The organism is Pseudomonas sp. W2Aug9, from assembly GCF_023127755.1.
Taxonomy (GTDB): domain Bacteria; phylum Pseudomonadota; class Gammaproteobacteria; order Pseudomonadales; family Pseudomonadaceae; genus Aquipseudomonas; species Aquipseudomonas synxantha_A.
Window position 1 is genome coordinate 13,391 of record NZ_SPKL01000035.1, and the last position, 24,570, is coordinate 37,960.

General features: G+C 58.7%; 9 protein-coding genes. 3 read left to right on the forward strand and 6 right to left on the reverse strand.

Going from position 1 to position 24,570, the window contains the following annotated elements; all coding sequences use genetic code 11:
- Positions 1–38: 38 nt before the first annotated feature.
- The 5 genes from E3O56_RS20910 to E3O56_RS20930 form a co-directional block, all read right to left on the reverse strand.
- Complete coding sequence (locus E3O56_RS20910; RefSeq protein ID WP_032880164.1) at positions 39–2,501, reverse strand: EAL domain-containing protein; 2,463 nt, start codon at positions 2,499–2,501, stop codon at positions 39–41.
- 71 nt (positions 2,502–2,572) lie between these two features.
- Positions 2,573–4,375 (reverse strand): ABC transporter ATP-binding protein, encoded by a 1,803-nt coding sequence (locus tag E3O56_RS20915; RefSeq protein ID WP_005789883.1) that lies wholly within the window; start codon positions 4,373–4,375, stop codon positions 2,573–2,575.
- Positions 4,368–5,003 (reverse strand): DsbA family protein, encoded by a 636-nt coding sequence (locus E3O56_RS20920; protein WP_078821909.1) that lies wholly within the window; start codon positions 5,001–5,003, stop codon positions 4,368–4,370. Before E3O56_RS20920 ends, E3O56_RS20915 begins: the two co-directional genes overlap by 8 nt.
- A 3-nt stretch (positions 5,004–5,006) precedes the next feature.
- Positions 5,007–5,948, reverse strand: coding sequence for a rhodanese-related sulfurtransferase (locus E3O56_RS20925; protein WP_078821910.1), 942 nt, complete (start codon positions 5,946–5,948; stop codon positions 5,007–5,009).
- Between the two features lie 131 nt (positions 5,949–6,079).
- Positions 6,080–8,986 (reverse strand): RHS repeat-associated core domain-containing protein, encoded by a 2,907-nt coding sequence (locus E3O56_RS20930; protein WP_248128936.1) that lies wholly within the window; start codon positions 8,984–8,986, stop codon positions 6,080–6,082.
- Positions 8,987–9,186: 200 nt separating this feature from the next.
- Between E3O56_RS20930 and E3O56_RS20935 the strand changes: the two genes are divergently transcribed.
- Genes E3O56_RS20935 through E3O56_RS20945 form a run of 3 tightly spaced genes read left to right on the forward strand, consistent with a single transcriptional unit; the run spans position 9,187 to position 21,409 of the window.
- Positions 9,187–11,958 carry a Tc toxin subunit A gene (locus E3O56_RS20935; RefSeq protein WP_248128937.1) on the forward strand — a complete coding sequence of 924 codons (2,772 nt, stop codon included), beginning with the start codon at positions 9,187–9,189 and terminating at the stop codon, positions 11,956–11,958.
- 44 nt (positions 11,959–12,002) lie between these two features.
- Positions 12,003–16,829, forward strand: a complete 4,827-nt coding sequence (locus E3O56_RS20940; RefSeq protein WP_248128938.1) for a neuraminidase-like domain-containing protein — start codon at positions 12,003–12,005, stop codon at positions 16,827–16,829.
- Positions 16,826–21,409, forward strand: coding sequence for a SpvB/TcaC N-terminal domain-containing protein (locus tag E3O56_RS20945; RefSeq protein ID WP_248128939.1), 4,584 nt, complete (start codon positions 16,826–16,828; stop codon positions 21,407–21,409). Before E3O56_RS20940 ends, E3O56_RS20945 begins: the two co-directional genes overlap by 4 nt.
- A gap of 163 nt (positions 21,410–21,572) precedes the next feature.
- Here the strand turns inward: E3O56_RS20945 and E3O56_RS20950 are convergent, their stop codons facing one another.
- On the reverse strand, positions 21,573–24,560 hold the full coding sequence (locus tag E3O56_RS20950) for an RHS repeat-associated core domain-containing protein (protein WP_248128940.1): 2,988 nt from the start codon (positions 24,558–24,560) through the stop codon (positions 21,573–21,575).
- Between the last annotated feature and the right edge of the window lie 10 nt (positions 24,561–24,570).

Sequence of the window (24,570 nt, forward strand, 5' to 3'; positions counted from 1 at the left end):
CTCCTTTTTAAGTGTGATTTTACAGACCAGCAAATGTTTCAGCGGAATGTGCCGGGCGCCTTGAACACCAAGGGCTGAGGCCGCACGGGTCGACACTGCAAGCTATCAAAGGTAAACAATTGCGGGCGTTCAATCAGGTAGCCCTGAGCGTAATCCACACCGATCTCAAGCAACGCTTGTTCGATCTGGGGTGTTTCAACAAATTCGGCAATTGTGCGCTTACCCATGACGTGGCCGATGTGGTTGATCACTTCGACCATGGCGCGGTTAATCGGGTCGTCCAGCATATCCTTTACGAAACTTCCATCGATCTTCAGGAAGTCTACAGGTAAATGTTTCAAATATGCGAATGAGGACATTCCGGCGCAAAAGTCGTCGAGTGAGAAATGGCAACCTAACGCTTTGAGTTCATTAATAAATCGAATGGCACTACCCAAATTGGCTATAGCGCTGGTTTCAGTTATTTCAAAACAAATCATTTCTGGTGGAATGCTGTAAGCACCGAATTTCTCACGTAAAAAACCTAGAAAATCGTCATCACCGATAGTTATTCCTGACAGATTAATCGCACACATGGCCATAGGACGGCCCGGACGTTCAGTCATGCATCGAGCAATGATCTTGAATACGTTTTCAACCACCCAACGATCCAGCGACGTCATCAAACCGTATCGTTCGGCTGCCGGGATAAAACTGTCGGGCAAAATGATGCGCCCGGCTTCGTCATGCAGGCGTAGAAGAATTTCGATGTGCCCATTGCCGGCTTCGGTGTGGCCCAACGGCGAGATTTCCTGCGCATAGAGGCAAAACCGATCCTCCTCAAGGGCAATGTGCAGGCGCTGCACCCAGGCCATTTCGCCAAAGCGCAGCGACAACTCGGAATCATCGGCGTGATAGACCTGTATGCGGTTGCGCCCTTTTTCCTTGGCCATGTAGCAGGCCATGTCGGCCGCCCGCAGGGAGGTTTCCAGGGTGGTTGGGGTTTGCGAGATATGCACAAGGCCGATGCTGACGGTGGTCATGAACGGTCGGCCTTTCCACACAAAATGCAGGCTTTGCACCGTATGGCGCAAGCTCTCGGCGATCTTTTCCGCCACCGGCGCCGGGCAGTTCTCCAGCAGAATGCCGAACTCGTCCCCCCCCAGGCGTGCCAACGTATCGCCCTCGCGCAAGTCAGATTGCAACAGCGCGCAGATGTGGCGCAGGAGTTCGTCGCCTGCCGCATGGCCGCAGGTGTCGTTGACCAGCTTGAACTGGTCGAGGTCGAGAAACATCAAGGCATGTCGCCCATTTTGCTGGCGTGCCACCTGTTGCAGTACCTGCTCAAGACGGAACTCGAATTCGCGGCGATTGGCCAGGCCAGTCAAGGCATCATGGGTCGCCTGCCACGAAAGGTTGGCGATGTACTGGCGCTCCTGGGTCATGTCGTGCAGCACCAACACCGCACCGCTGACCTTGCCGGCACTGCGGATCGGCGCGCCCACCAGCGTGACCGAGACGGTGCTGCCGTCCAGGCGCTGGATCAGCTTGGAATGCTCGCTGCCGCCACTGAGTTGGCCCTTGATGATGTGTTCAATCAAGGTAAAGCCGTCGGGCTCGGCGTTTTCATCCAGCAACTTGAATAACGCCGCCAACGGCAAGCCCTGGGCCTGTTCGGACTTCCAGTGGGTCAGCGCTTCGGCCGCGGGGTTCATATAAGCAATGGCGCCGTCGACGTCGGTGGTGATCACCCCGTCACCAATCGACTCCAACGTGATCTGCGCCCGCTCCTTCTCCGCCTGCAGCGCGTCAGCGAAGGCGTGGCGCTGGGCCAGCAACTTGTGGGTACGCAACAGCGCCAGGACGATCAGCCCCAGGGCGGTGGCCAGGTTGGTGATCAACAACAGGCGCAGGATCATTCGCGAACCTTCGCCCAGCGCATCACTGAACGCCTTGGCGGCCGGCGTTACACCCTCGTTGATGGCAATGATGCGCGCTTTCCAGGCGCGCACATCCTGCTCGGTGACCTGATCGGTGCTGATGGCGCTGTGCATCTGCTGGGCCAGTTCATCCAGTTGCTCAAGGTAGCCATCGCCCACCGTCCACAGCTCAATGGCTTTTTCCAGGTAGCTGAAATGGCGGAAGTTGAGGTACAGCCAGATCAGGCTGGGGACGTCGTCCGGGTGATTGCCACCCTTGAGGATGCCCAGGCGCGCGGCAGCCAGGTTTGGCGTGGCCCGATCCAGAGCCACACGCAGCTCATGCCCGCCTTGAGGTACGGCAATGGCATGCTGGTATTTGAGATAGGTGGCGTCGTCGCGGCTATCGGCATACAGCGTCAGGTAATAGATGGCATCCTTCTGGCCCTTGGACCACAAGCTTTCGCCAGCCACATAGCCACGCACCGCAGAGAGCACGTAGAGACTGCCACAGCCTAACAATGCCTGGAACAAGACAACGGCAATAAAGGGCCAGACGATACCCAACAACCGTGGCGTTCCGAGAGTCCGCTTTTGCTTCATGAAGTCCCTTACACATGCACAGCTTGATACGCACGCGAAAATCCGCTTCCGATAGCACAGCCTAAGCTAAATCAACGCACTTGTTGCAGGTGTCCGTAAAGTTTGGCGTAGAGCCCGCCGTCGGCAATCAATTGCTGATGGTCACCATCCTCGGCGATGTGCCCGCCATCGAACACCAGTACTCGGTCAGCCTGTTTCACCGCGGACAGCCGGTGGGCGATGATCAGTGTAGTACGCCCGCTGAGAAACCGCGCCAATGCCTGGTGCAGGTTGTACTCGGTCGCCGCATCCAGTGCCGAGGTGGCTTCGTCCAGAATCACCACTTTAGGCTCGGCGAGCACCATGCGGGCGATGGCCAGGCGCTGCCGTTGACCACCGGAGAAGCGCACACCCGAGCGCCCCACCACACTGTCCAGGCCCATGGGCAGCGCCCTGACAGTAGCATCCAGCTGGGCGATTTCCAGCGCCTGCCAGCAGGCTTGATCGGAGCGAGTGCGGCCCATGGTCAAATTGGCGCGCACGGTGTCGTTGAACAGCGCCGGGTGTTGCAGGACTACGGCGACGTTTTCACGAATGGTTTCCAGGCCGATCTCCTGCTGGGTGGCCCCCCCAAAACGAATGCTGCCGGCCTGTGGTGTGTAGAGCCCCAGCAGCAACTGCACCAGGGTACTTTTGCCGCCACCGCTGGCGCCGACAATCGCCACCTTCTCCCCCGGCGCGATCGCCAGGTTCAATTGGTCGAGCACCAGGTCCTCACCGTAGCCAAACTCCAGGCCACGCACCTCGATACCGACAGTCTCATGCCCGGTAAACGGGTCGGCACCACCGGCGTACTGCGGCTCATCGGCGCGTGCCAACAGCTCGTTGATCCGCGTCAGCGCGCCGCCCGCGGCGTAGTAGGCGTATTGCAGGTTCAGCAGTTGTTCCACCGGGCCGATCATGAACCACAAGTAGCTGAACACGGCGAGCATCTGGCCGATGGACAGGTCGGAGAACAGCACCGTAAGCATGGCTGCCGCACGGAAAATGTCGATACCGAACTGGAACAGCAACCCACTGGCGCGGCTGGAAGCATCGGTTTTCCATTGGGAATGAATCGCATAGTCGCGCACTTCCTGGGCACGCTGGCCCAGGCGCCCAAGGAAAAAGCCCTGGCGATTGCCGGCGCGCACTTCCTGGATGGCATCGAGGGTTTCGGTCAATGCCTGGGTAAAGCGCGAGGTGCTGTCGTTCTCCAACTTCTTCAGATGCTTGACGCGCTTGCCCAATTGCACGGTGGCGTAGATCACCAACGGGTTGAACAACAGGATCAATAGCGCCAGCTGCCAATGCATCCACACCAGGATTGCCGACGTGCCGACCAGGGTGAGCATCGCCACCAGGAAACGGCTGAGGGTTTCGCCGACGAATTTGTCCAGGGTGTCCAGGTCGGTGACCAGGTGGGTAGTGACCGTACCGCTACCCAAGCTTTCGTACTCACCCAGGGAGATCCGCTTGAGGCGTTCGATCAGGCGCACGCGGATGCGATAGACGATGTCCTTGGCCAGACGCGCAAACAGCCGCGCCTGCACCACGTTGAACACCAACGCACCACAGCGCAGGGCCAGCGTTACCAATAGCATCAGGCCGATGTAGCCGGCGGCTTTCTGCCAACCCAGGGGCAACGCGTGGTTCATCACCTTGAGCGCGGCATCGCCGTGGCCCAGCAGCACTTCGTCCACCAGCAATGGCAACAGCAGGGGGATCGGCACACTGCACAGCGTCGCCAGCACGGCCACGCCATTGGCGATCCACAGGGCTTTCTTGTGGCGCAGCGCCAGACGGCGAATCTCTGCCCAGGTCAGGCGGTCAGTGCGTTGAGGTTGCTCATACACAGGCAGCTCGCTCCAGCCATCGACCCAATAACGGCGACAGCTCGGACAGCGGCTGGTAACCATTGGTCAGCAAGGCCAACTGGCCATTGCGCTCTGCGAGCAACGTCGGGAAACCGGCGATCCCCAGATCCTGCACCCAGGTGAAATCGGCGGCCGTGGCGGCATGCTGCTCGGCGCGGTCGAACTCGCCTGCAAACTCGATACGCGGAATACCGGCCTGCTCGGCCAAGTCCACCAGCACATGGGCGAGGGTCACGTCCTGTCCCTCGACATAGAACGCGCGCTGGATCAGCCCCAGCAGCTTCCAGGCGCAATCCGGCGCCAGGCTGCGCGCGGTGACGATGGCACGGCAGGCAGGCTCGGTGTCGTAGACAAACCCGTCAGGCAATGCGCCCTCACGCTTGAATGGCTGGCCGGTGGCCTCGGTGACCGCTTGCCAGTGTTCAAGAATGTAGCGCCGGGTGGTCGGCTCCAGCGCTGCACCGCTGCCGGTGCGCAAGCCGCCCACCACCAGGTGCACGTCCACGCCGGCCGCCTGGGCCTGCTCTACCAGCGCCTGCGCGACCGGGGCGAAGCCCCAGCACCAGGAACACATCGGATCCATTACATAGAGCAGGCGCGCAGACATGGCTCAGGCCTCGGAAGGAGTTTGCTTGTAGTTGAAACCAATCGGGTGCGGCATGTTGCGGGCCTTGGCCAGCTCGATCTGCTTCTGCCGGTCGATCGCGCTGCGACGGGTCTTCTCCGGCAGCTTATCCCAGCAATGGGGGCAACTGATGCCAGCCACATAATGCTCAGAGGCGCGATCTTCTACGCTCACTGGTGTGCGGCAGGCATGACATTGATCGTAGTCGCCTTCGCTCAAGTCGTGGCGCACGGTCACGCGATTGTCGAACACAAAGCAGTCGCCCTGCCATTTGGTTTCTTCCTGGGGCACCTCTTCGAGGTACTTCAGGATCCCGCCCTTGAGGTGATAAACCTCATCAAAGCCTTCGCTGAGCATATAGCTCGACGCCTTCTCGCAGCGAATGCCGCCGGTGCAGAACATGGCGACTTTCTTGTGCTTGGCCGGGTCGAAGTTGGCTTTGATATAGTCAGGAAATTCGCGAAAACTGGTGGTCTTTGGGTCGATTGCGCCCTCAAAGGTACCGATTGACACCTCATAATCGTTACGGGTGTCGATCAACAGCACTTCAGGATCGCTGATCAGCGCGTTCCAGTCTTGCGGGTCGACGTAGGTGCCGACTTTTTTGTTCGGGTCAACACCTTCGACGCCCAGGGTCACGATCTCTTTCTTGAGCTTGACCTTGGTTCGATAGAACGGCTGGTCGTCGCAGTAGGATTCCTTGTGGTCGATGTCGACCATGCGCGGGTCTTTTTTCAGCCAGGCCATCAGGCCATCGATACCTTCGCGGCTGCCGGAAACGGTGCCGTTGATGCCTTCTTCGGCGATCAGCAAGGTGCCTTTGATGCCGTTGTCGACCATCGCCTGCAGCAGTGGCTCGCGCAGGGCGACGTAATCTTCGAGGGTGACGAACTTATACAGTGCCGCCACAACAATCGGTTGAGTCATGGGTGTTCTCTCCAGGTGGCTACCCTCGTAAGGGGTGAACCGGATGCAAAAAGGCGTCGGTCAGGCGACGCGGCGCGCATTCTAACAAAAGTGCGGCGCCATCGCATCGGCACGCAGCCGCTGATAGGTCCTCAGCGATGTGGGTTACGTACCCCCTCCACTCGGTAACGCTGGCCGCCGAGATGGCTGAACATCAAACGATAGGCACCGCGTCCACGAGCAGCGGCGTAGCCGTGCAAATCAGCGGACCATAGTTGGTCTCTGTGAGCATGCCAATGAATCGCGCCGAAACGCCCTTCACGCAAGTGGCTGAGGGTAAGGGCAATACTGCGGCGCTCGCGGCCCGATAGTTGGGTATCTACAAGCCTCGCGGTATCGAACTCCATCTGCGGGGCAGCGGCTCTCGCTACCGCCGGCGCCACCAACGGCACCTGCGCCTGTGCTTGCCGACCACCGCGTGCGCGACTTGAGCCAGCCACCTGTGTCGTCACCCCAACCTCGAACGCACTTGGCCCCGCCTGCTGGCCGCTCGCGCCAGCGGCATCACGTCCTGGACTTCGCAGCACTATCGCGCCATAGCCCATGCGTTTCAACTCAGGCATCGGGTTACGACTCTCCCTCAGTGCGCGTACGACGTCTCCCGACTCGTCCACAGGTCCCGCGTAGCCACGCAGGGTCCCCTGATGCCGATGGACCATAAGGGTAATGCCTTCTTCACCATGACGGCGCGCGTAGGCAAAATTCACCAGCCGCTCCGTTTCTTCGTGACTCAGCCCCGCATCCTCCGCCGCTGCGATCGCCGTCTCCGAAACGGCCCTGGCGAAATCTTCTTCCTGTTGTTGTGCTGCGCTGGCCAGGGCCTGCGGCTGCATGCGTTGATAGCTAATGAAGTGGGCGGTACCAACCAGTCCGCCTCCCACCAGAGCCCCCACGGCAGCCCCCACCCTCGCATCGCCCAGCAACGCTCCCGCCCCCAGGCCCAGCAAGGCCAGAACCAGGATGAGTATGATTTCGTCCTGTATCTGAGGATTTTCCATGTCGGTAGGCTGCAACCCCATTGAATCAACGAACGTGACCGGGTTGTTGAACGCCATGAGATAAGGATTCAGCTGCGTCCCTCCCCCAACGGGGTCGGGGCTTATCCAGCGCTGCAACCATGGGGCGTAATAGCGGAAACCGTAGTAATACAAACCGCTGCCGTCACGCTCCTTGCCTGAATATCGACGGGTTTTGTAACTGCCCTCCACCGCGTTGCGCGATGCCCACCACGCTGTCCCCCCATACGGGAAATAACTCTCCTGACTCAATAACTCGGCCTCTTCGCCCAACTCCAACCCATGGCTCGACTGCTGATCGGTCAGGCAGAAACGCAGGGCTTCATCGTCAGCCCCCTCATCAAGTCCCAGCTCCCATTGCAAGACCTCCACCGCGCAGCGCGCTACGTCAAGGCGCAACACATTCAATCGACGCAATGGCCACTGGCGAATTTCCAGGCCTGGCAGGTAATAGACACGCGCCGTTTGTCGACTGCCGGCAACCTGCTGGTGAGTGAGCTTGAGCACACGCTGGCCGTCGCCTGCATACACATAAGCTTCCTCATCCGAGTCAGCTCCGTCGCGCACAACTGACGTGACCCTGGACAACTGATTACGCACATTCCACGCCATCGCTACACCACGCCCCAGCCGTTGCTGATTGCCATTGGCGTCAAAACCCTGCGCCAACGCGCCAACCGGATGCTCGCTAGACAACGCGCGGTTGCTGCCACTGGCGACCTGCATGTCGCGCGTGTAACCGACGCCACTGGACGGCACATGCCGCAACCGGGTCAGGTTGCCCCCCTCGTCATAAGCATAATGCTGGGTGTAGTTGCGACATAAACCGGCATCGGTCGAACCGAACGAAATACGCGCAGGCAGTGCTGGGGTGATGGCGGCGACGGTACTTTCCCGGCCTGTCGCCTGGGTCAGTTGGTACAGCGAGTCGTATTGATAGCAATAGGCGGCATTCACTTGCGTGTTGTGGCTCCATTGGGCCGGTTGCGCCTGATCCCGCAGCTTCGAAACATTTCCCACGGGATCATAGTCGTAGCGCAAATCCTGTAATGGCGCCGCCGGCTCATTTTGGCGGTACGCCATCAACCGGTTCATACGGCCATCCTCGGGCCGATAGGCGGCCAGACTGCTCACGCCATTGCCCAACCGGGCCGTCTCCACCTGACCGGCGGCATTATAGACGTAGCGGTCTATCACGGTTTTGCGTGCGCCACTTTTCAAGGCGAGGTGAATATGTTTCGTCTGTCCGTCCAACCCATAGGCAAACTGCCGACCATTACCCTTGGCGTCGACCTGTTCCAACGTGCCGCCGAGGGCATCAAATATCCAGCGTGTGGTGTAACGCTCGCCGTCCAACTGCGCGTCCTGATCGGCCTGAGCAAGCGGCCAGTCAACATCGCCCGGCGCCTCGCGAAATCGCCGCGTCTGCCGAAGCACTTGCCCGCTCATCCCATACGCTTCGAACACTTGGGTGCCAGCCGGGTCGGCATGGCACACCAGACGACCACCGCGGTTAAGGGCGCGGTGCTCAGACGTTGGGGTGGCATATACCAGGCGTTCAACACACCGGGGTCGCTCTTCGTCGGCAGCCTGTTCGAACACCGCCACCGGACGTTGCAAGTCATCGTAGTCGTGGCGCTGATAGCCCCCCCTACCATCCCAGACCTGCAACAGTTGCCCGGATGGCGCTACCAGCATCAGCCGCATGCCGGCGTCCACATCGTGGTTGCGGATCAGCGTCCCGGACAGGCTGTACACCGACACCTGATTCGCCTCGATCAATGGTTCACGTGATTTAAGGGTATGCAGGCGAGAGTCCCACTGCTCAAGCATCAGGCCGCTGGCCCCATAGACTTGACGCCTGACACGGGCCGTCGGCGCAGCCTGGGGGGTAGCGCGCAGATAAGCGACACTGCGGACCGTCAACCCACGGGGGTCGAATGCTACAAGCGAGGGCGTATTTCGATGAAGTGAAGCAGACATAATCACATGGCCTGAGTTGCACAATGGTCAGAAAAGCCTAGGGCTCATGTCTTGCACAGAGGTGGTATCGGTGTATAGGCACCTCAACCGGCGTGCACCGACGACGCCTGTAAATACCTATACCTGGCCCCGTTAACCTGCGTGATAGCGTTTTTCATTGCCCGCCGGCACCCTCGGCGGGCGTGAAGGAACGTATGAATATGCAAACCGACAGCAGCCCCTTGCTCGCCAAGCTGATTGATCACTCACGTCCTCCCGCCCCCGGTCGGGACGATTTCAAGACCGCCCTGCGGCGCCTCAACCTCAACTCGGTATTGGACATCGTACGATTGTCCGAAAGCGCCTTTGCCGAGCAACTGGCAACGTACAACGATGACGATGCACACACGGTGTACCTCAAGGCCCAGAGCGCCGCCGCGCAACTGGAAACGCTATTTCGCGAACAGCAAGTCTCGTCCCCCCCTTCTTCACCGCGCAATAAACGCAGTCTCCCCCCCGAGACCAGCGCAACCTACCAGGCCTTGTTCAAGGAAAAGTGGGACCAGTTCTGCTCCAGTTCGTCGATTGCAGCGGTTGACTCACCGACTGCCTACCTGCGGGCGCTCTATTTGTTCGCCCAGCAGCTGGAAGAAAACACCAAGGACGCAAACGCGCTCAAGCTGTCGCAGCGACGCCCGGAACTCAAAGACCAGGTGATCAACCAACATAGCGTTTCGGGCCAGGTTCCCATGTTGTCGATCGTCAACCAGATCTTGCTCAAAAATATCGCGCCGGCCAAAGAAGAAGATACCTATAAGGTGCTGAGTGAAACCTGGTATCCGTTTTCTCTGCCCTATCATTTGCACCATCAGCAATGCCAACAGGGCCTGTCGGGCGACAAGCCGGCGTTGGGTGAGTTGAACTATCGCATCAGTCGCCAATTGCCTCTGGCGGGAGAAACCAGCACTTACGGGCAGGTCGGCGAACAGAACAACGAAGTCCAGTGTCAGTTATCGGGGTTGAGCCCTCAACAACAGAACATGCTGAAAAGTAGCTTGGTAACCCAAGCGGGCGCGAAAGGGTTCTATCACGCCTATTACAACTGGAAGACTGATCTGATCGGACCGGCAGAACTCACTGACTTTCTGAACCATACACAACTGGATGCCGACCAACTTCAGGCGCTGCTTGCACAACAGACTCAGTCACCGCGCCAATCGCCTAACTGCAAGCAAAACCCCGGCCTCACCTACGGTGCGTGTTACATCAACGGCACGACCACACCCGCTATCAGCCTGGACAACGCCAAGCTGACCCACGTTAGCCTTGAGCGCTTCGACAGGCTGCAACGCATGATTCGTCTACAGCGCTGGCTCGGCCTGCCTTTCGCGCAATTGGACACCCTGATAGTCAGCGCCATGCGCTGCGAAGGCCATCGCAACAGCACGCTGCTGATCACCCATAACACCCTCCGGTCGCTGGGGGTCTTTTGCTATTTGAGCAAACGCTACACGTTGCAAGCCGAAGAATTTGCCGCCCTGCTTCATCAGTTACCCGTCCATGCCTCAGGCGACCGCGTGTCATTGTTCGACCAGGTGTTCAATCGCACGGGTTCCGCCCTGCCCCCCCTGTATCTGGACAGCGCTACGTTCGACGGTACCACCCGGCAACAGCTCTGCGCTGGGTTGGGCCTGCAAGACACCCAGGATTCGCTTCAACTACTGATCACCCCCAACAAACCTGCAACCCGTACGATCGAGACGGTCAGCGAGATCTATCGGCAAGCGAGAGTCGCTCGCCTGTTCGGGTTATCGGTCGTGGAATGCCGACAGTTGGTGCAAATGCTCGGGAATGCGAACTTTCTCATGCAGCTGCGCAACCCAACGTTACGCAACAAACCGAAGGGCACGACTGACTTCCTCGACATGCTCATGCACCTGGAGTGGGCCAGCCGTTGGTTTAAAGAAAACGGCAGCAGCCTGGCGCTGCTCAGCCGCCAGCTATTGCTGGATCGCCAGGCCCAGGACCCGATCATCAATCAGCTATTGAAGGAGTTCGCCAGCTATGACCAAGCGTCTCTTTCCGAAGCGTTGCACCGGCTTGATCTTCCTCAGCAACCCGATGACGAAACAGTTCGTTTACCCGCCGTTGACTGGGAATCCTTGGCCTATGCGGCGCTGCAACGGATGCGTCCCAATAACAGCATCGAGATGGCGCTCGATCAAGTGCTCTCCTCCGTTGAAATCAGCACTATGCCTGTACGTACGACACATTTGATCAACCAAGCGAAATCTACACTCAACACACTGCTGGGCAAGGTGCGTGATGAGTTGTGGGCTTTATATCTACGCCTTAAAGAAATCACCCAAGCCGTCCTCCATGAACCAAGCAATACCAACGGCTATCAAAAATACGACAATGACCACCATTTCCTGCGTTTATATGCCCCCGCTGCTTCGCCGCTGCAAACGCTCAGTTATCTGATACTGCGGTTACCTCACGCCGCCGATATTCTGCAACTGCCCCTCAGCCCACAAGCACTTCACCAGTTCCTGGTCAATCCGCACTGGCTCGCGAGCAAGTACAAGATGTCTTCGTTACTTGAACTCACCCCGTACAACCTCTACCTCATGCAGCAGTTCAAACATTGCCTACACCACTGCGGCCTGACGGAAGAGCAACTGCTCGACTACTTCGAACACGCCAATACCTTGCCCAACGGCGCTACGCAAAACACCAGTGAAGAAACGAACGAGCGTCTCGCTCAACTTTTAGGTTGGAATGCCAGTGAAATCGACGTCTTCTGCGACAAACTGAGACCTCCACGCATTACCTCAATGATGCGCCTGGACTGGGTGCTGCGCTGCCGCCAAGCCAGCATCGACACAGGCCTGCCTGCCAACATGCTGATCAAAGCCAGCGAACTGAAAGCCGACTCTACATTTGCTGACTGGAAGAGCGTCGGCGAGGCGATCACAAGTGCGTATTCATAACCCATTCACACCCTACTCACATTCGACCTGCTCAAGGATTGATCATGTCTCACTCGCTTAATCAACAGCTCAATGAAAGCCTGCGCGACGCCATGCTCGCGTACTACCTGACCTACAAGGTACCTACCGATTTAAAGGAAAAGATCACCCATGCCGACGATCTTTACGAATACTGGCTGCTCGACGTACAAGTCAGCCAAGCCGTACCGACCAGCCCGGTAGCCTGTGCCATCTCCAGCCTGCAGCAGTACATCACGCGCATCCAACTCGGCCTGGAACCGGGCTATGAAAAGCAGGGCATGACCGCGCAACAGGACACGTTATGGCGCGAACAGTTGCACACCTACGCTCTCTGGAACGCCAACCAACAGTTGCACTATCACCCCGCCAACTACTTGGACCCGACATTACGGCGTGACAAGACCGACAGTTTTGAACAGTTGGAAAACGACCTGAGCCAGTATCGAATTCAAGCGGATACCGTCACCACGGCGGTTCACAATTACCTGGCCAGGTTCGAGGAAACCGCCAACATACGCACGATCAACGGTTATATCGACGCCGACTTGAGCAAGCTGCATAGCGGCACCTATTACTTCGTCGGTAAATCGAGTTCCGAAAACACCTATTACTGGCGCTCCCTCGACCTGTCCAAGCGCGCAGGCTCGGTACTTTTTCAGGACGCCTGGTCAGACTGGGAGAGAATCAACTTGTCGGTCTCCGACGCCACCGCCGAGCAAAGTATCCGGCCGGTGTACTTCAATAACCGGTTATTTTTCATCTGGGCCGAATGCATCAAACCCGCCCCCACCAGTTCCGTCCCACCGGCGCAAACGGATTCAGAGGAAAAAAAACAGCTGACCGAATGGATCAACAGCCGCTACGTCAAGTTTCGCCTCAATTTTTCTTATAAAAAGCACGATGGCAGTTGGAGCGCACCCAAAGCCTGCATCGAGGAGCACTGCGCTACCGAAGACGTCAATACATTGACCTCTGCCTTTCTGAAAACCATTACGCAGACGGTAGCTATCGTCGACAGTAACGGCCCCCCGGTACTGTTTTTAAGTGTGCTGGCCACCAGCCGTAAAGACCCCAAACAGCAGGAGAACTTTATTGGCAAATTTTTCCAGGCTGTCCACGTCGACCAGTCCTTCAACATCACCACCATCGCCGATGGTGGCAGCCCCGAGCGCTACAGCGTGCTGACCGGCTCACAGGTGGACGAAGAGATAAACCGACTCCTGGAACACTTCGATCCATCGCAGAAGACAAAAGTGCAGACTGTCGTTCAAGGCAAAGATCAAAGCGTGAGTGGGTACTACAGTGAGTTGCTGCCTGACACCGCCCGGCAATACCTCACGTTCTTTGCTCATAAAAACCAAGGTAACTTGCAGTTCAAGGTGACACCCCCAAACAAGCACTCGATTTCCCCCAGGGAAGAAACGATTACCGAAGACAACAACCATTGGAACTTTGGAAAAAATCGAGAAAAAATAAAAAACCCAGAAACAAGTGACGTCTCTTTTGATTCAAACACCAATGAACTCGTATTTACTTCCACCCTCAATCAAAATTTCCGGCAATCGTACAGCGTCACATTAACAAAAGAAGCCCCTAAGGACATTAGCATCATACTGATGGTAGACGACGCACTGGATGATCCGAAAGCCACTCAGCTCAAACTGACCAGCGAGTCTAAAATTACCGGCCCAACAGACGCGTTAAAAACTGATTTTTACGCTATTTATTTTAAAAACACGGCCACGCATGACGAGTTCCCCAACGCTGTACATATCAAAAACGGGTTACTCATTAACGCCAAGTCCAAAGACGGGAACACCGTCTCACTCGAAGATCATTATATCGACAAGAATGCGTTCATCAGTTTATACACAAGTACAAAAAACTCCATCCAGGTCGCCCTTGACCGCTACAGCAAATACCCAGACGCAAACAAAAAGACGTCGCTGCACGCACAAAATACGTTGACCATCAAAAGGCCCAACGTGCGCACATCTAATTTACGTGCCTATAAGCACATCATTATGAGAGCCAATTTTACAGACTATCCATTCACCGAAAAAATCAATGCCAACTCGCATCAAATCATCAACTATCAGGACACTGTCCACGAAAGCCTCACCGGATCAAAACCCGAATTACCCAGCGGCCATCGGGTCACGGCGCGGATTCCAGTGACCACGGAGGAAATAACGTCGGGCATTACCCTGATACACGGGGTGGTGACGCTTGAGCCTGCCAAAGAAGACGGCTCGACAATTCTCGGCTATACCCTGAAAGCGACCACCTTGAAGCTGGCCCCTTCCACCTCTGACACAACGCTCAATCAACAACTGGCGCCGACGATCAAAAGACAGACGTCGGAAAAACTCGGCACCGCCGAATTTATTGATTTCCCAACGAGCACCTCAACCCCGCCTGCCGACACGCCCCCCCGCCTTCGCATGAATACCTGTTTTGCCGGCAATCTGGTCAAAGCGGCCAATGTCAGCCTTGAGCATTTGTTTTCGTTAACGCCGAAAACGTGGCAAGAACCTCCACTCACGCCAGGTGGAGCAGCAGAGGACATTGACTTTAACGGGGCTCACGGCAAGTACTTCTGGGAGCTGTTCTTGTACGTGCCCTGGCTGGTTGCCCACCGCCTGAATCAGGAGCAGCAGTATGTCGAAGCCCAAGCCTGGCTCAAACACATCTTCGACCCAGGGCGATTGGCCGATACGGCCAGCGAGCGCCCTGCATTTTGGGGGTTCAACGAGCTCGTTCGTACGGGTCCGCTCCCCGGTTCAGTCACTCACGACCCACATAAACTGGCGATTCGCTCACCGGTGCATTTTCGCAAAGCAATCTACCTGCTTTATCTCGACATACTGCTCAATCGTGGCGATGCAGCCTATCGGCAACTCACCCCCGACAGCCTGACCCAGGCCAAACTCTGGTACACGCGAGCCAATCACTTTCTCGGGCCACGCCCCCGCGTCACCACCACTGAACCGTGGGATGAAATCACCCTCGAAAGTTTGACGACGAGCCGCTCTAAAGCCCTGGTAGAACTGGAGCAAGAAAACCCACCAATCAATGTCAACCCTGCGACCGAAAGCACCGCACTGGCTTCGCTCACGGACACCGATAATCTGTGCCTACCCTTCAATACCGATCTGGTGGCGCGCTGGGACAAGCTCGAAAGTCGCCTGCATAACCTGCGCTACAATCTCGATATCACTGGCAAACCCTTGCGCCTGTCGCTGTACGCAACCCCGCTCTCACCTCTGAAACTGTTGGCCAGCCGCAGCAGCGGTGCCTTCGGCGAAGGAGGCGCGGCGCCGTTCATTGACGCGCAAGTCGGCCATTATCGCTTCCAGATCATGCTGGGCCACGCGCTCACGGCAACCGAGGCGGTGATTCAATTCGGCAACACGGTGCTGAGCCTGATTGAGCGCAAGGAACAGGCTGAATACCTGGAGTTGCAGCAACAACAAGCCTGGGACTTGGCCAATATCGTCGTCACCCAACAACACCAGGCATTGTTGCTCGACGAGAAAAACCGCCAGGCACTCGGCGCCAGTCGTAGCATGATCGAATCCCGGATGCGCCACTACGAACGCCTGCTCACCGAAGGCATCAGCCCCGCAGAAGCACACGCAGGCCAACTCTACCTGATCAGTAGCGGATTCGAGGCCGCAGGTTCCGCCGCCGCCGCAGCGGCCGGCATCGCGATGATCGCGCCGAACATCTTCGGTACGAGTACCGGCGGGTCGCGCTGGGAGGGCCCGTTTTATGCAGCCCAAGCCTTGGCTCAAGGCGTCGCGACAGTGTTGCGGGGCACTGCCGCAGACCTGGACCGTTCCGAGCAATTCAACCGTCGGGAGCAAGAGTGGGCGCATGCCCAGGATCAGGCCCGACTCGAATTGGCACAGGTCGATGCCCAGTTACAAGCCTATGCCGAGCAGGAAAAAGCCACGCGCCTGCAATTACGCCTGGCCGAGACCTCCCTGGCCCAGGCCTGGTCGAACTATCAATTGCTGGCCAAGCGCTTTACCAGGGCACAACTGTATGACTGGCTCAATGTACAACTGAGCAAGTTCTACTACCAAGTCTATGACCTTAGCCTTTCCCTGTGCCGCACCGCGCAAGCGTGCTGGCAGTACGAAGTCGCAGACTATGCGAGCACGTTTATCCAGCCCGGTGCCTGGAACAACAACTACCGCGGCTACCTGGCGGGTGAGGCCCTGAAGCTGTCGCTGTTGAAGATGAATGCGGCCTATGTGGACCAGAACGTGCGGGACCTGGAGATCGTCAAGACCATCTCCCTGCGTCATCGCATGATCGATTGCAAAGTCTCCACACCCACAACAGACACAACCGGCACTCAATCATCGAGTACACAAAACACATGGGCCGAGCATAAACGACAACTGGTCGATAACGGCACGTTGTGCTTCAAGTTGCCCGAGGCTCTGTTTGAAGAGGATTACCCCCACCACATCCTGCGGCGAATAAAAGGCATCAGCGTGTCGTTGCCCGCGACGCTAGGCCCCTATGAGGACATCAAGGCGATACTGACCCAAACCCATAACGAAATCGTATTGCCCGCAGGCGAGCGTCGCCGCGACATGCGTGCCCATCAGCAAATCGCACTGTCCACCGGCCTGGATGACAACGGCCTGTTCACCCTCAACTTCGAGAGCCACGATCGCTACTTGCCCTTCGAATACACCGGGGCCATCTCCAACTGGACCCTGGAATTCCCCAATCACAGCCGGCAAGAAGCCGTACTCCAATCAATCAACGATATCGTCATTCACCTGCGTTACACCGCCAGGGTGCCAGTTGCCAGCGGGGGTAAGGTATGAACGACGATACGCCCAACCTCCAAGTCAATACCCCGGCCCTGCCCAAAGGCGGCGGTGCCATTCAAGGCACCGGCAAAGGCTGGGGCGATGTCGGCGCCAGCGGTATGGCCACCTTTGAGATTCCCTTGCCGATCTCTCCCGCGCGCGGTTACGCGCCGGCCATGTCGCTGGCCTATCACAGCGGCGCTGGCAACGGCCCCTTCGGATTGGGTTGGGGGATACCCCTGCCGGCTGTCAGCCGGCGTACCTCCCATGGTGTGCCGGCCTACACGGAGCACGACGTACTGGTGGGCCCCGACGCGCAAATATGGCTACCCGAACGCGACGCCGAAGGTGCGATCGTCAGCCGCGCCGCGACCTCCTTCAATGGTTTGCCACTGACCATCGCCTACACGGCCACCCGGTACTTTCCCCGGGTCGAGAGCCATTTCGACCGTATCGAGCACTGGCACTCGGCAACCGATGCTGCAGGCTTCTGGTTGATACAAAGTGCCGATGGCAGTCAGCACTTTTACGGGAAGACCCCATTGGCCCGAATTGCCGATCCGGACCACCCGCACCATGTGGCGCAATGGTTGTTGCAGGAAAGCCTGAATACCCACGGCGAACACATTTATTATCACTACAAAAAAGAAACTGACTCCTCACGCTACCCGAGGGACTGTCGAGCCCAGCGTTACCTGGAGCGCGTCTGCTACGGCAACTTCACCGCCGAGGAGCAGGAACAACTCTACCTTTGGAAGACCGACGATGAGCCGGGCATGGGCTGGCACTTTCAGTTGCTCTTTGACTATGGCGAACGTGACCTTGAGCTGGATAAGCGGCCGACGTATCAGAAAATCCGGGAGTGGCCGACACGACCCGATCCTTGCTCGGATTTTTCGTTCGGCTTCGAGCTACGCACCCTGCGCTGTTGCAACCAGATTCTGATGTTTCACCACTTCCCCAAGGAAGCGCAAATGGGCACCGACCCGGTGCTGGTCAAACGTCTGCTGCTGGAATACCGCGCGCCCACCCATGTCAGCCTGTTGATTGGGGTCCATGAGCAGGCCTTCGACAGCTCGGGCAATAGTGTGAGCCGCCCGCCGCTGGAGTGTTTTTACCAATCGAGCCAGCTCAAGGTAGACAAGAGCGGCTATAAGCCCTTCAGTTCGCTGCCCGGGCTGCATGACAGCGATCGCTATCAACTGGTCGATCTGTATGGCGAAGGCATACCGGGTGTGTTGTATCGCGCTGACAAGAGTTGGTACTACCGTGAACCGCTCAGGCCGCAGCACACGAAAACCAGCGACGAGGTGATTTACGGCGCGGCCCAGGAGTTGGCGCGGGTGCCGGTCGCCGACAGCAGCCGGCCCATCCACCAGGCGCTGGCCGATGTGGACGGCGATGGCCGTTTGGACTGGCTGGTTGCCCACCCAGGAATGAATGGCTTTTTCAGCCTGGATGAACAGCGTAACTGGTCAGCCTATACGTCGTTCGATGCATTCCCCTCGGAGTTCTTCCACCCCCAGGGCATCCTCGCCGACTTGATGGGGACGGGACGCCCTGACGTTGCCATGATCGGCCCCCGTAGCGTACGCCTGTATGCCAATCGCCGAAGAAAAGGCTTCGAACCCGCCATTGAGGTGCCTCATAAGCTCGATGACGTCTTGCCGATCGTTTCCGCCTCGCCTAACGAGCTGGTGGCGTTCAGCGATGTACTCGCCACGGGCCAACAGCATCTGGTGCGTATCCGGCATGACGAAGTGAAATGTTGGCCGAACCTGGGTCGAGGCCGCTTTGCCCGAGGGTTTGTGTTGGCTACGTTGCCACTGCGTTATGAAACGTTCAAGCCGGCCAATGTACTGCTCGTCGACCTCAATGGAGGTGGCGCTACGGACTTGCTGTATTTGAGCGCCGCCCACCTGTGGATTTTCCTCAATAAAGGCGGCAACGGTTTCGAGGCGCAGGCGATCAAGGTCCCGTGGCCAGAGGGTGTGCAGTATGACGACCACTGCCAGGTCAACATCGTCGACGTGAGCGGCCGGGGCTGCCCTAGCCTGATCCTGACCGCCGCCCACCAGACCCCCATCCATTGGCGCTACGACTTTTTCAGCCACAAGCCCTGGCTGCTCATACGCACCGACAACAACATGGGCGCCCAGGCGGCGATCAAATATCGCAGCAGCGCCCAGGAGTGGCTGGACGAAAAACGCGAGCTGCATGCCAAGGGCCAGCCCGCTATCAGCCAGTTACCCTTTGCGCTGCTGCTGGCCAGCCAACAAACCCAACGAGACGAAATTACCGGCAACCAGCTGACCCAGCGCGTGAGCTATCGTCAGGCTTATTACGACCGTGTGGACCGCAAGTTTCGTGGCTTTGGGCTGTTGCTGCAAACCGACACCGACAGCCGCAAAGACGCCCCTCACGCGCCGGGTTCAAGCGCTCCCGTGCTCAGCAAAACCTGGTTTCATACCGGGCGATCCCTTGACATGCCCTGCCTCGGCCAGAGCACTCACGACCCGAACGCCAAGGCTCCCGGCCGCACGCTGGTCAGCCGCTACAGGGGGACAGCTGGGGCACAACCGCTGGATCATCATGACGACTTGATCAGCGACCCCGCACCGGCGCTGGCACGCGACGTGGCCCGTGCACTCAGTGGCGCGGTGCTGCGGGTCGAAGTGATGGCAGCAGACCCGGCGCAAGACGCCGTGCCCTACTCGGTCAAACACCAGCGGTATCTGGTCCGTGAACTGGCCCCCGCCAGTGCTCATACGCCCTACCCCCGGTTGCTGCCATTAGCGCTGGAGTCGATCAGCTATCAATATGAAGGCGTGGAAAACGATCCCGTCTGCCAGCACCAGATCAATCTGCGCTGGGATGCCTATGGTTACCTGGTGCATAGCGTGACCCTGCATTATGCCCGCCGTACCACCACCGACAGCCCGCCGCCCGCCGTGCTGGTGGATGAGCACCAGCAGCGCTGGTGGCACGATACCCATGACAACGCGCAACAATTCTATTACCTGAGCGAAACGCTGGCGCAGCCCATTCATCTGGACGACGCACAGCAGTGGTGCCTGGCCTTGCCCTACCGCCAACGAGACAACGCCCTGGTGCTCGGCAAGGCGCCGGCGCCTGGCGGGCTGGACCCTGCGCGTATCGCCTATGAGGTGTTCATCGATACCAGCGTCGGGCCGTTGGCCGCAGGGGCCAGCCGCACCCTGAGCGGCTTGTCGCTGCAGTACTACCGGCAGGCCGGTAGCTCCGGTAAAACCCTGGAGCCTGGCGTCGCCACCGTCCAGGCATTGACTGACTATCTGGAAATCGCCGAGCTGGATGACCAGGCCATAAGTGCCTACAACGACATTCCGGCCATGCCCAACCAACCCAAGGTGGACCTGGTGCAAAAGCTCACCGACAGCGGCTATCACACCATGGAGTTGTTTTTTCTATTCGAGGGCGAGGTGCCGCCCAAGGAAAACCGACTGTGGTCGATTCGCCGGCACTTTCCCCGCTATGGCAAGGCCACCCAGTTTTATCGGATAAGGGCGCTGCGGGCCACCGAGGCCCATGGCGAAACAAAGCTCACCTATGACCCCTACACGTTGCAAACCGTGCGCGTAAAAATGCCCGACGATTGTGTAACCAAGGCCGAATACGACTATCGATTGCTGCTGCCGATAAAAATCGTCGACCCCAATGGCACTATTCAAGAAGCGCTTTATGACGGTTTTGGGCAGTTACTCGCCAACACCTTTTACGGCCACGAACAAAGCCTCAGAGTGGGCTTCGCCGCCCTGGAAAGCTACCGCCCGCGCAAAAATGTAACGCCCGCATTGGCCATCGAACAGGCGCAAAGCGTGCTGCAAGACATGGCCAGCGCGCACTGCTACGCGCCTTTCAGTTGGATGGGCAGCATCGACTTGGCTCTGGTCAAGCCCGAGTGGATTACCAAGGGGTATCTGCTCCCCGGCGGGCATATCCGCATGAGCGCGCGATCGCGGCTGAGTGGTGCTCGCCAGCCCCTCAGTGACAGTGCAAAACAACTCAAGGCGTTGATCGATGAGGCCAGCCGTACGCCGGTACATGGGCTCATATTGCAAGCTGACCGCTACCCCGGCGATGCCGAACAACAGATTCGCATGACCCTGACCTGCTGGGATGGCTTCGGCCGCTCATTGCAGACCAAGCAGAAGACCGAACCAGGCCCGGCCCATGCGGTCGACGACAAGGGCAACCTGTTGGTCGACGAACTGCCGGATGCAAACGCCACTTTGAAGAAACAGCTGCGCCAAGTGCAAGCCGACCCCCGCTGGCGCATCAGCGAGCGTGTCGAATACAACAACAAGGGCTTGGTCATTCGCGTCTACCGCCCCTACTTCGCCGACAAGCACACCTACGTCAATGATCAATCCATGCGCGAGTTGGGCCACAGCGACCAACAGTTCTACGACCCTCTCGGGCGCCCGACAAAGACACTGACCGCAGGAGGATTTATGCGGCGTAACACCTATTGGGCCTGGTACACCGTCAATGAGGACGAAAACGACACTTATGCAGAGCTGAACTCCGACAACATACTGACTGATACCCCCTAAAGACCTGGGTATCTACAGAACTTTTGCTCCTGCGCCAGACCTGTAGCGGTCTGGCCCCTCCAACGTGAGCCGTTCAAATGTGTGTGTGGCTTGCCTGCAAAGGCAGCCTTGAAGCCGACTGGGATGTTGAATGGGCCGCAGCGACGACCCATTCATGTTCTTGTCAGGATCGCCGGGCTGCGCCCCATCGCGACGCCAAGGTTGTATACCCGCGCCTGGCAAACGTTACGAAAAAGCCGCGCCATTCGGTCAATGATGCAATCACGCCGCGGGCCGCCATGACAATTGTTCGAGTGGTCCGGCCTTGAGCGGCCTGTGGCAGGCCCGTCAGCGCAACGGCCAATGCCTCGACACCGGACGCGGCCCAGTGCGTCCACACCTGATTGAACATTCTGCTCAGCCCACCGTGCGCCGTCGCGACAGGATCCGGCAGCTGTACGGTTTGGCCATGGGGATCGTGGACGGCGGTCCGGTGACCGCCACGCATCATCGTTCCCATCGCCCCATCGTAGGCTTCTATTGCAGGTGAGACATTGGGTTGCATCAGCGCAGGCACTTCCCCGCCATAAACAGCGTTGGCCACGGTAGCAAGGGCATAGGCGGCCGTCGCTCCGGCGGTGCGCGTGACCCTGCCGCGCAGGGGCGTGCTGCCCCAGGAGATGCCGGTACCGTGCCCACGAAGGACCTGCTGCACCAGTTCTCTGGAGAGCGCGCGCACATGTCCGCCCAACCGCTGGACCGCCACCGGGTCCCAGCTGTGCTCGGCTTGATCACCTATCGAGTCGCCATGCATGGCATACCCCATACCCGCGGCACCTGCAAAAATAGCACCGATCTGTGGCGCATATCGCGTCCAGTTACCGGCGATACCGGTGCTCATATGTGCCGTGGACACTGCATCCAGCACCGCAACGGTAAGGCGCAAGATTTGGTTGCGTTGTGCCGTGGGCTGGACGGTACTGAAGACCGCCAGATCGACGCCCGTCGCAATTGCATTGGCGATATAGGTGGATAAACCATCGCGAATCGCTGCCGCCGAGGCCGGTTGTATCCTCGGGCGCATAACCCTGCCTATATTCGCGAGCCTGCGGCTGATGGAAAGCCTGCGTATTTGTTTATCCTGCGACTCCTCCAAAGCCGGTGTGGCAGCCAGCCCTTGCGCATCGACCTTGCTAACCGGATTACCGCCAACCATGGCGTACAGATTCAAACCATCGGCATCGCCAATCGGGTCCGGGCTGATCCATCGGCATAACCACGGTGCGTAATACCTGAAGCCGTAGTAAGACAACCCACTGGCATCGCGCTCCTTGCCCGAGTAACGGATGAACCTGTAACTCGCCTCGCTGGCATTCTTCGCCGCCCACCAGGCAGTCCCGCCGTAGGGGTAATAACTTTCCTGGCTGAGCAGTTGCGCCTGCTCACCCAGTTCCAGGCTGCTGCTGCCCAAGTGGTCCGACAAGCCGTAACGGATCTGCGCGTCCTGGCGCCCCCCCGAAGGGTGGCGATCCCAAAGCAGGACGCGCACCGTGGTCGTACCGGCATCAAGGTTGAGTACATTCAGCTGCTCACCCGTTGCGCTGTCATGCCGTATTTCCAGCCCCGGCAAGTAGCGCACCTCGGCCCTATGCAGCACGCCCCGGGCCTGGGAGACCCGGCGCTTGAGGATGCGCTGGCCCGTGGCATCGTAGGCGTAACGTTCTTCATCGTCGTTGCCGCCCTCGCGCCGCACCTGCGTGAGGCGCACCAGTTGATTGCGCACATCCCAGCCCATCTTGTGATCGCCTGCCGACGCTTGCAGATTGCCATTGCGGTCAAAGCCCTGGCCCAACCCCGGCGCAGTCTTGCCATCGGCCTGCGGCAAAAAATGATTGCTGCCCGCGGCGACGCTCATCTGCCGCGTGAAGCCCGTGCCGCTGCTGGGCACATGTTGCAACTCAAGCATATTTCCGGCGGCGTCATAGCTGAACCGCTGGGTGTAGCGACGCCATACGCTGTCGTCAGTCGAGCCGAACGTCACACTCGCTGGTAACGCCGGGCCTCCAGTGTTGCCGGCGGTTTCGCGGCCGGTGGCCTTGGTCAGTTGCGATAACGTGTCGTACTCATAAAGGCTGGTCGAACTGATTCGGGTGTTGCTGGACCATTGCGTCGGCTGGGCAAGGTCATCGATCCGCACGACGTTGCCAACGCCGTCATACTCGTAGCGCAGGTCTTGCAGCGCTGCGCCCGGTCGCGCGGGCAGATGGGCAGTCATTTGCCGCAAGCGACCATCGAATTCACGGTAGTGCATGGCACGCACAACGCCGTTGCCGGCGCGTTCGCTGAGCACCTGACCCGCTGCGTTATAGTGCCGCTGGCCCAGTACCTGCGTACGCTCGCCGCCCCTGGGCGTCACAAAGATGCTCGCCGGCTGGCCGTCAATGCCGTAGGCGTAGTCGAAGCGATTGCCCTTGGCGTCCGTGTGATGCAGGCGCTCACCCAGCGCGTTGAACCCAATGGATGTCTGGAATCTCTCGGGCTCCAGGCGCAGCTCGCGTTGTGCATCGAGCTGCGGCCAATCCAGCGCGGCATCCGCCTGCCGGAAGCGTCGGGTCTGCTGAGCAACTTCTGCGTGCACCCCATACCGCTCGTGGAACAACGAGCCGCCGCCGTCATCGTGGCGAACCACCCGGCCGCAGCGGTTGCGCGCCGCCTCTTCGTTCGAAGATGCAGCATAGGCAAGACGCTCGACGCACAACGCTTGCCCGTCACTGGCCGCCTGCTCGAAGACCGCCACCGGCCGCAGATATTGATCGTAGCGATGAGCCTGGTGAGCGCCCCGCCCATCCCATTCTTCCAGTAACTGCCCAGCCTCCCCCATCAGCGTCAGCCGCCAGCCGGCATCCACGCTGTCGGTGCGCAACGCTTGTCCACCAAGGCTATAGACCGTGCGTTGATTGGGCGCGGTGTCAGGCTGTGAGCGTGACAACTGCAACAAACGTGGGTCCCACTGTTCAATCATCAAGCCCGTACTGCCATACACCTGACGATGAATGCGCATCTGCGGTTCAACCTCTGTGCTTGAACGGTGGTAATCGATGTTACGAACAATTAACCCACGCGGGTCGACTGCGACCAGGGACGGCGTGTTTCGATGGATGGAATCAGACATGACCTCAGGA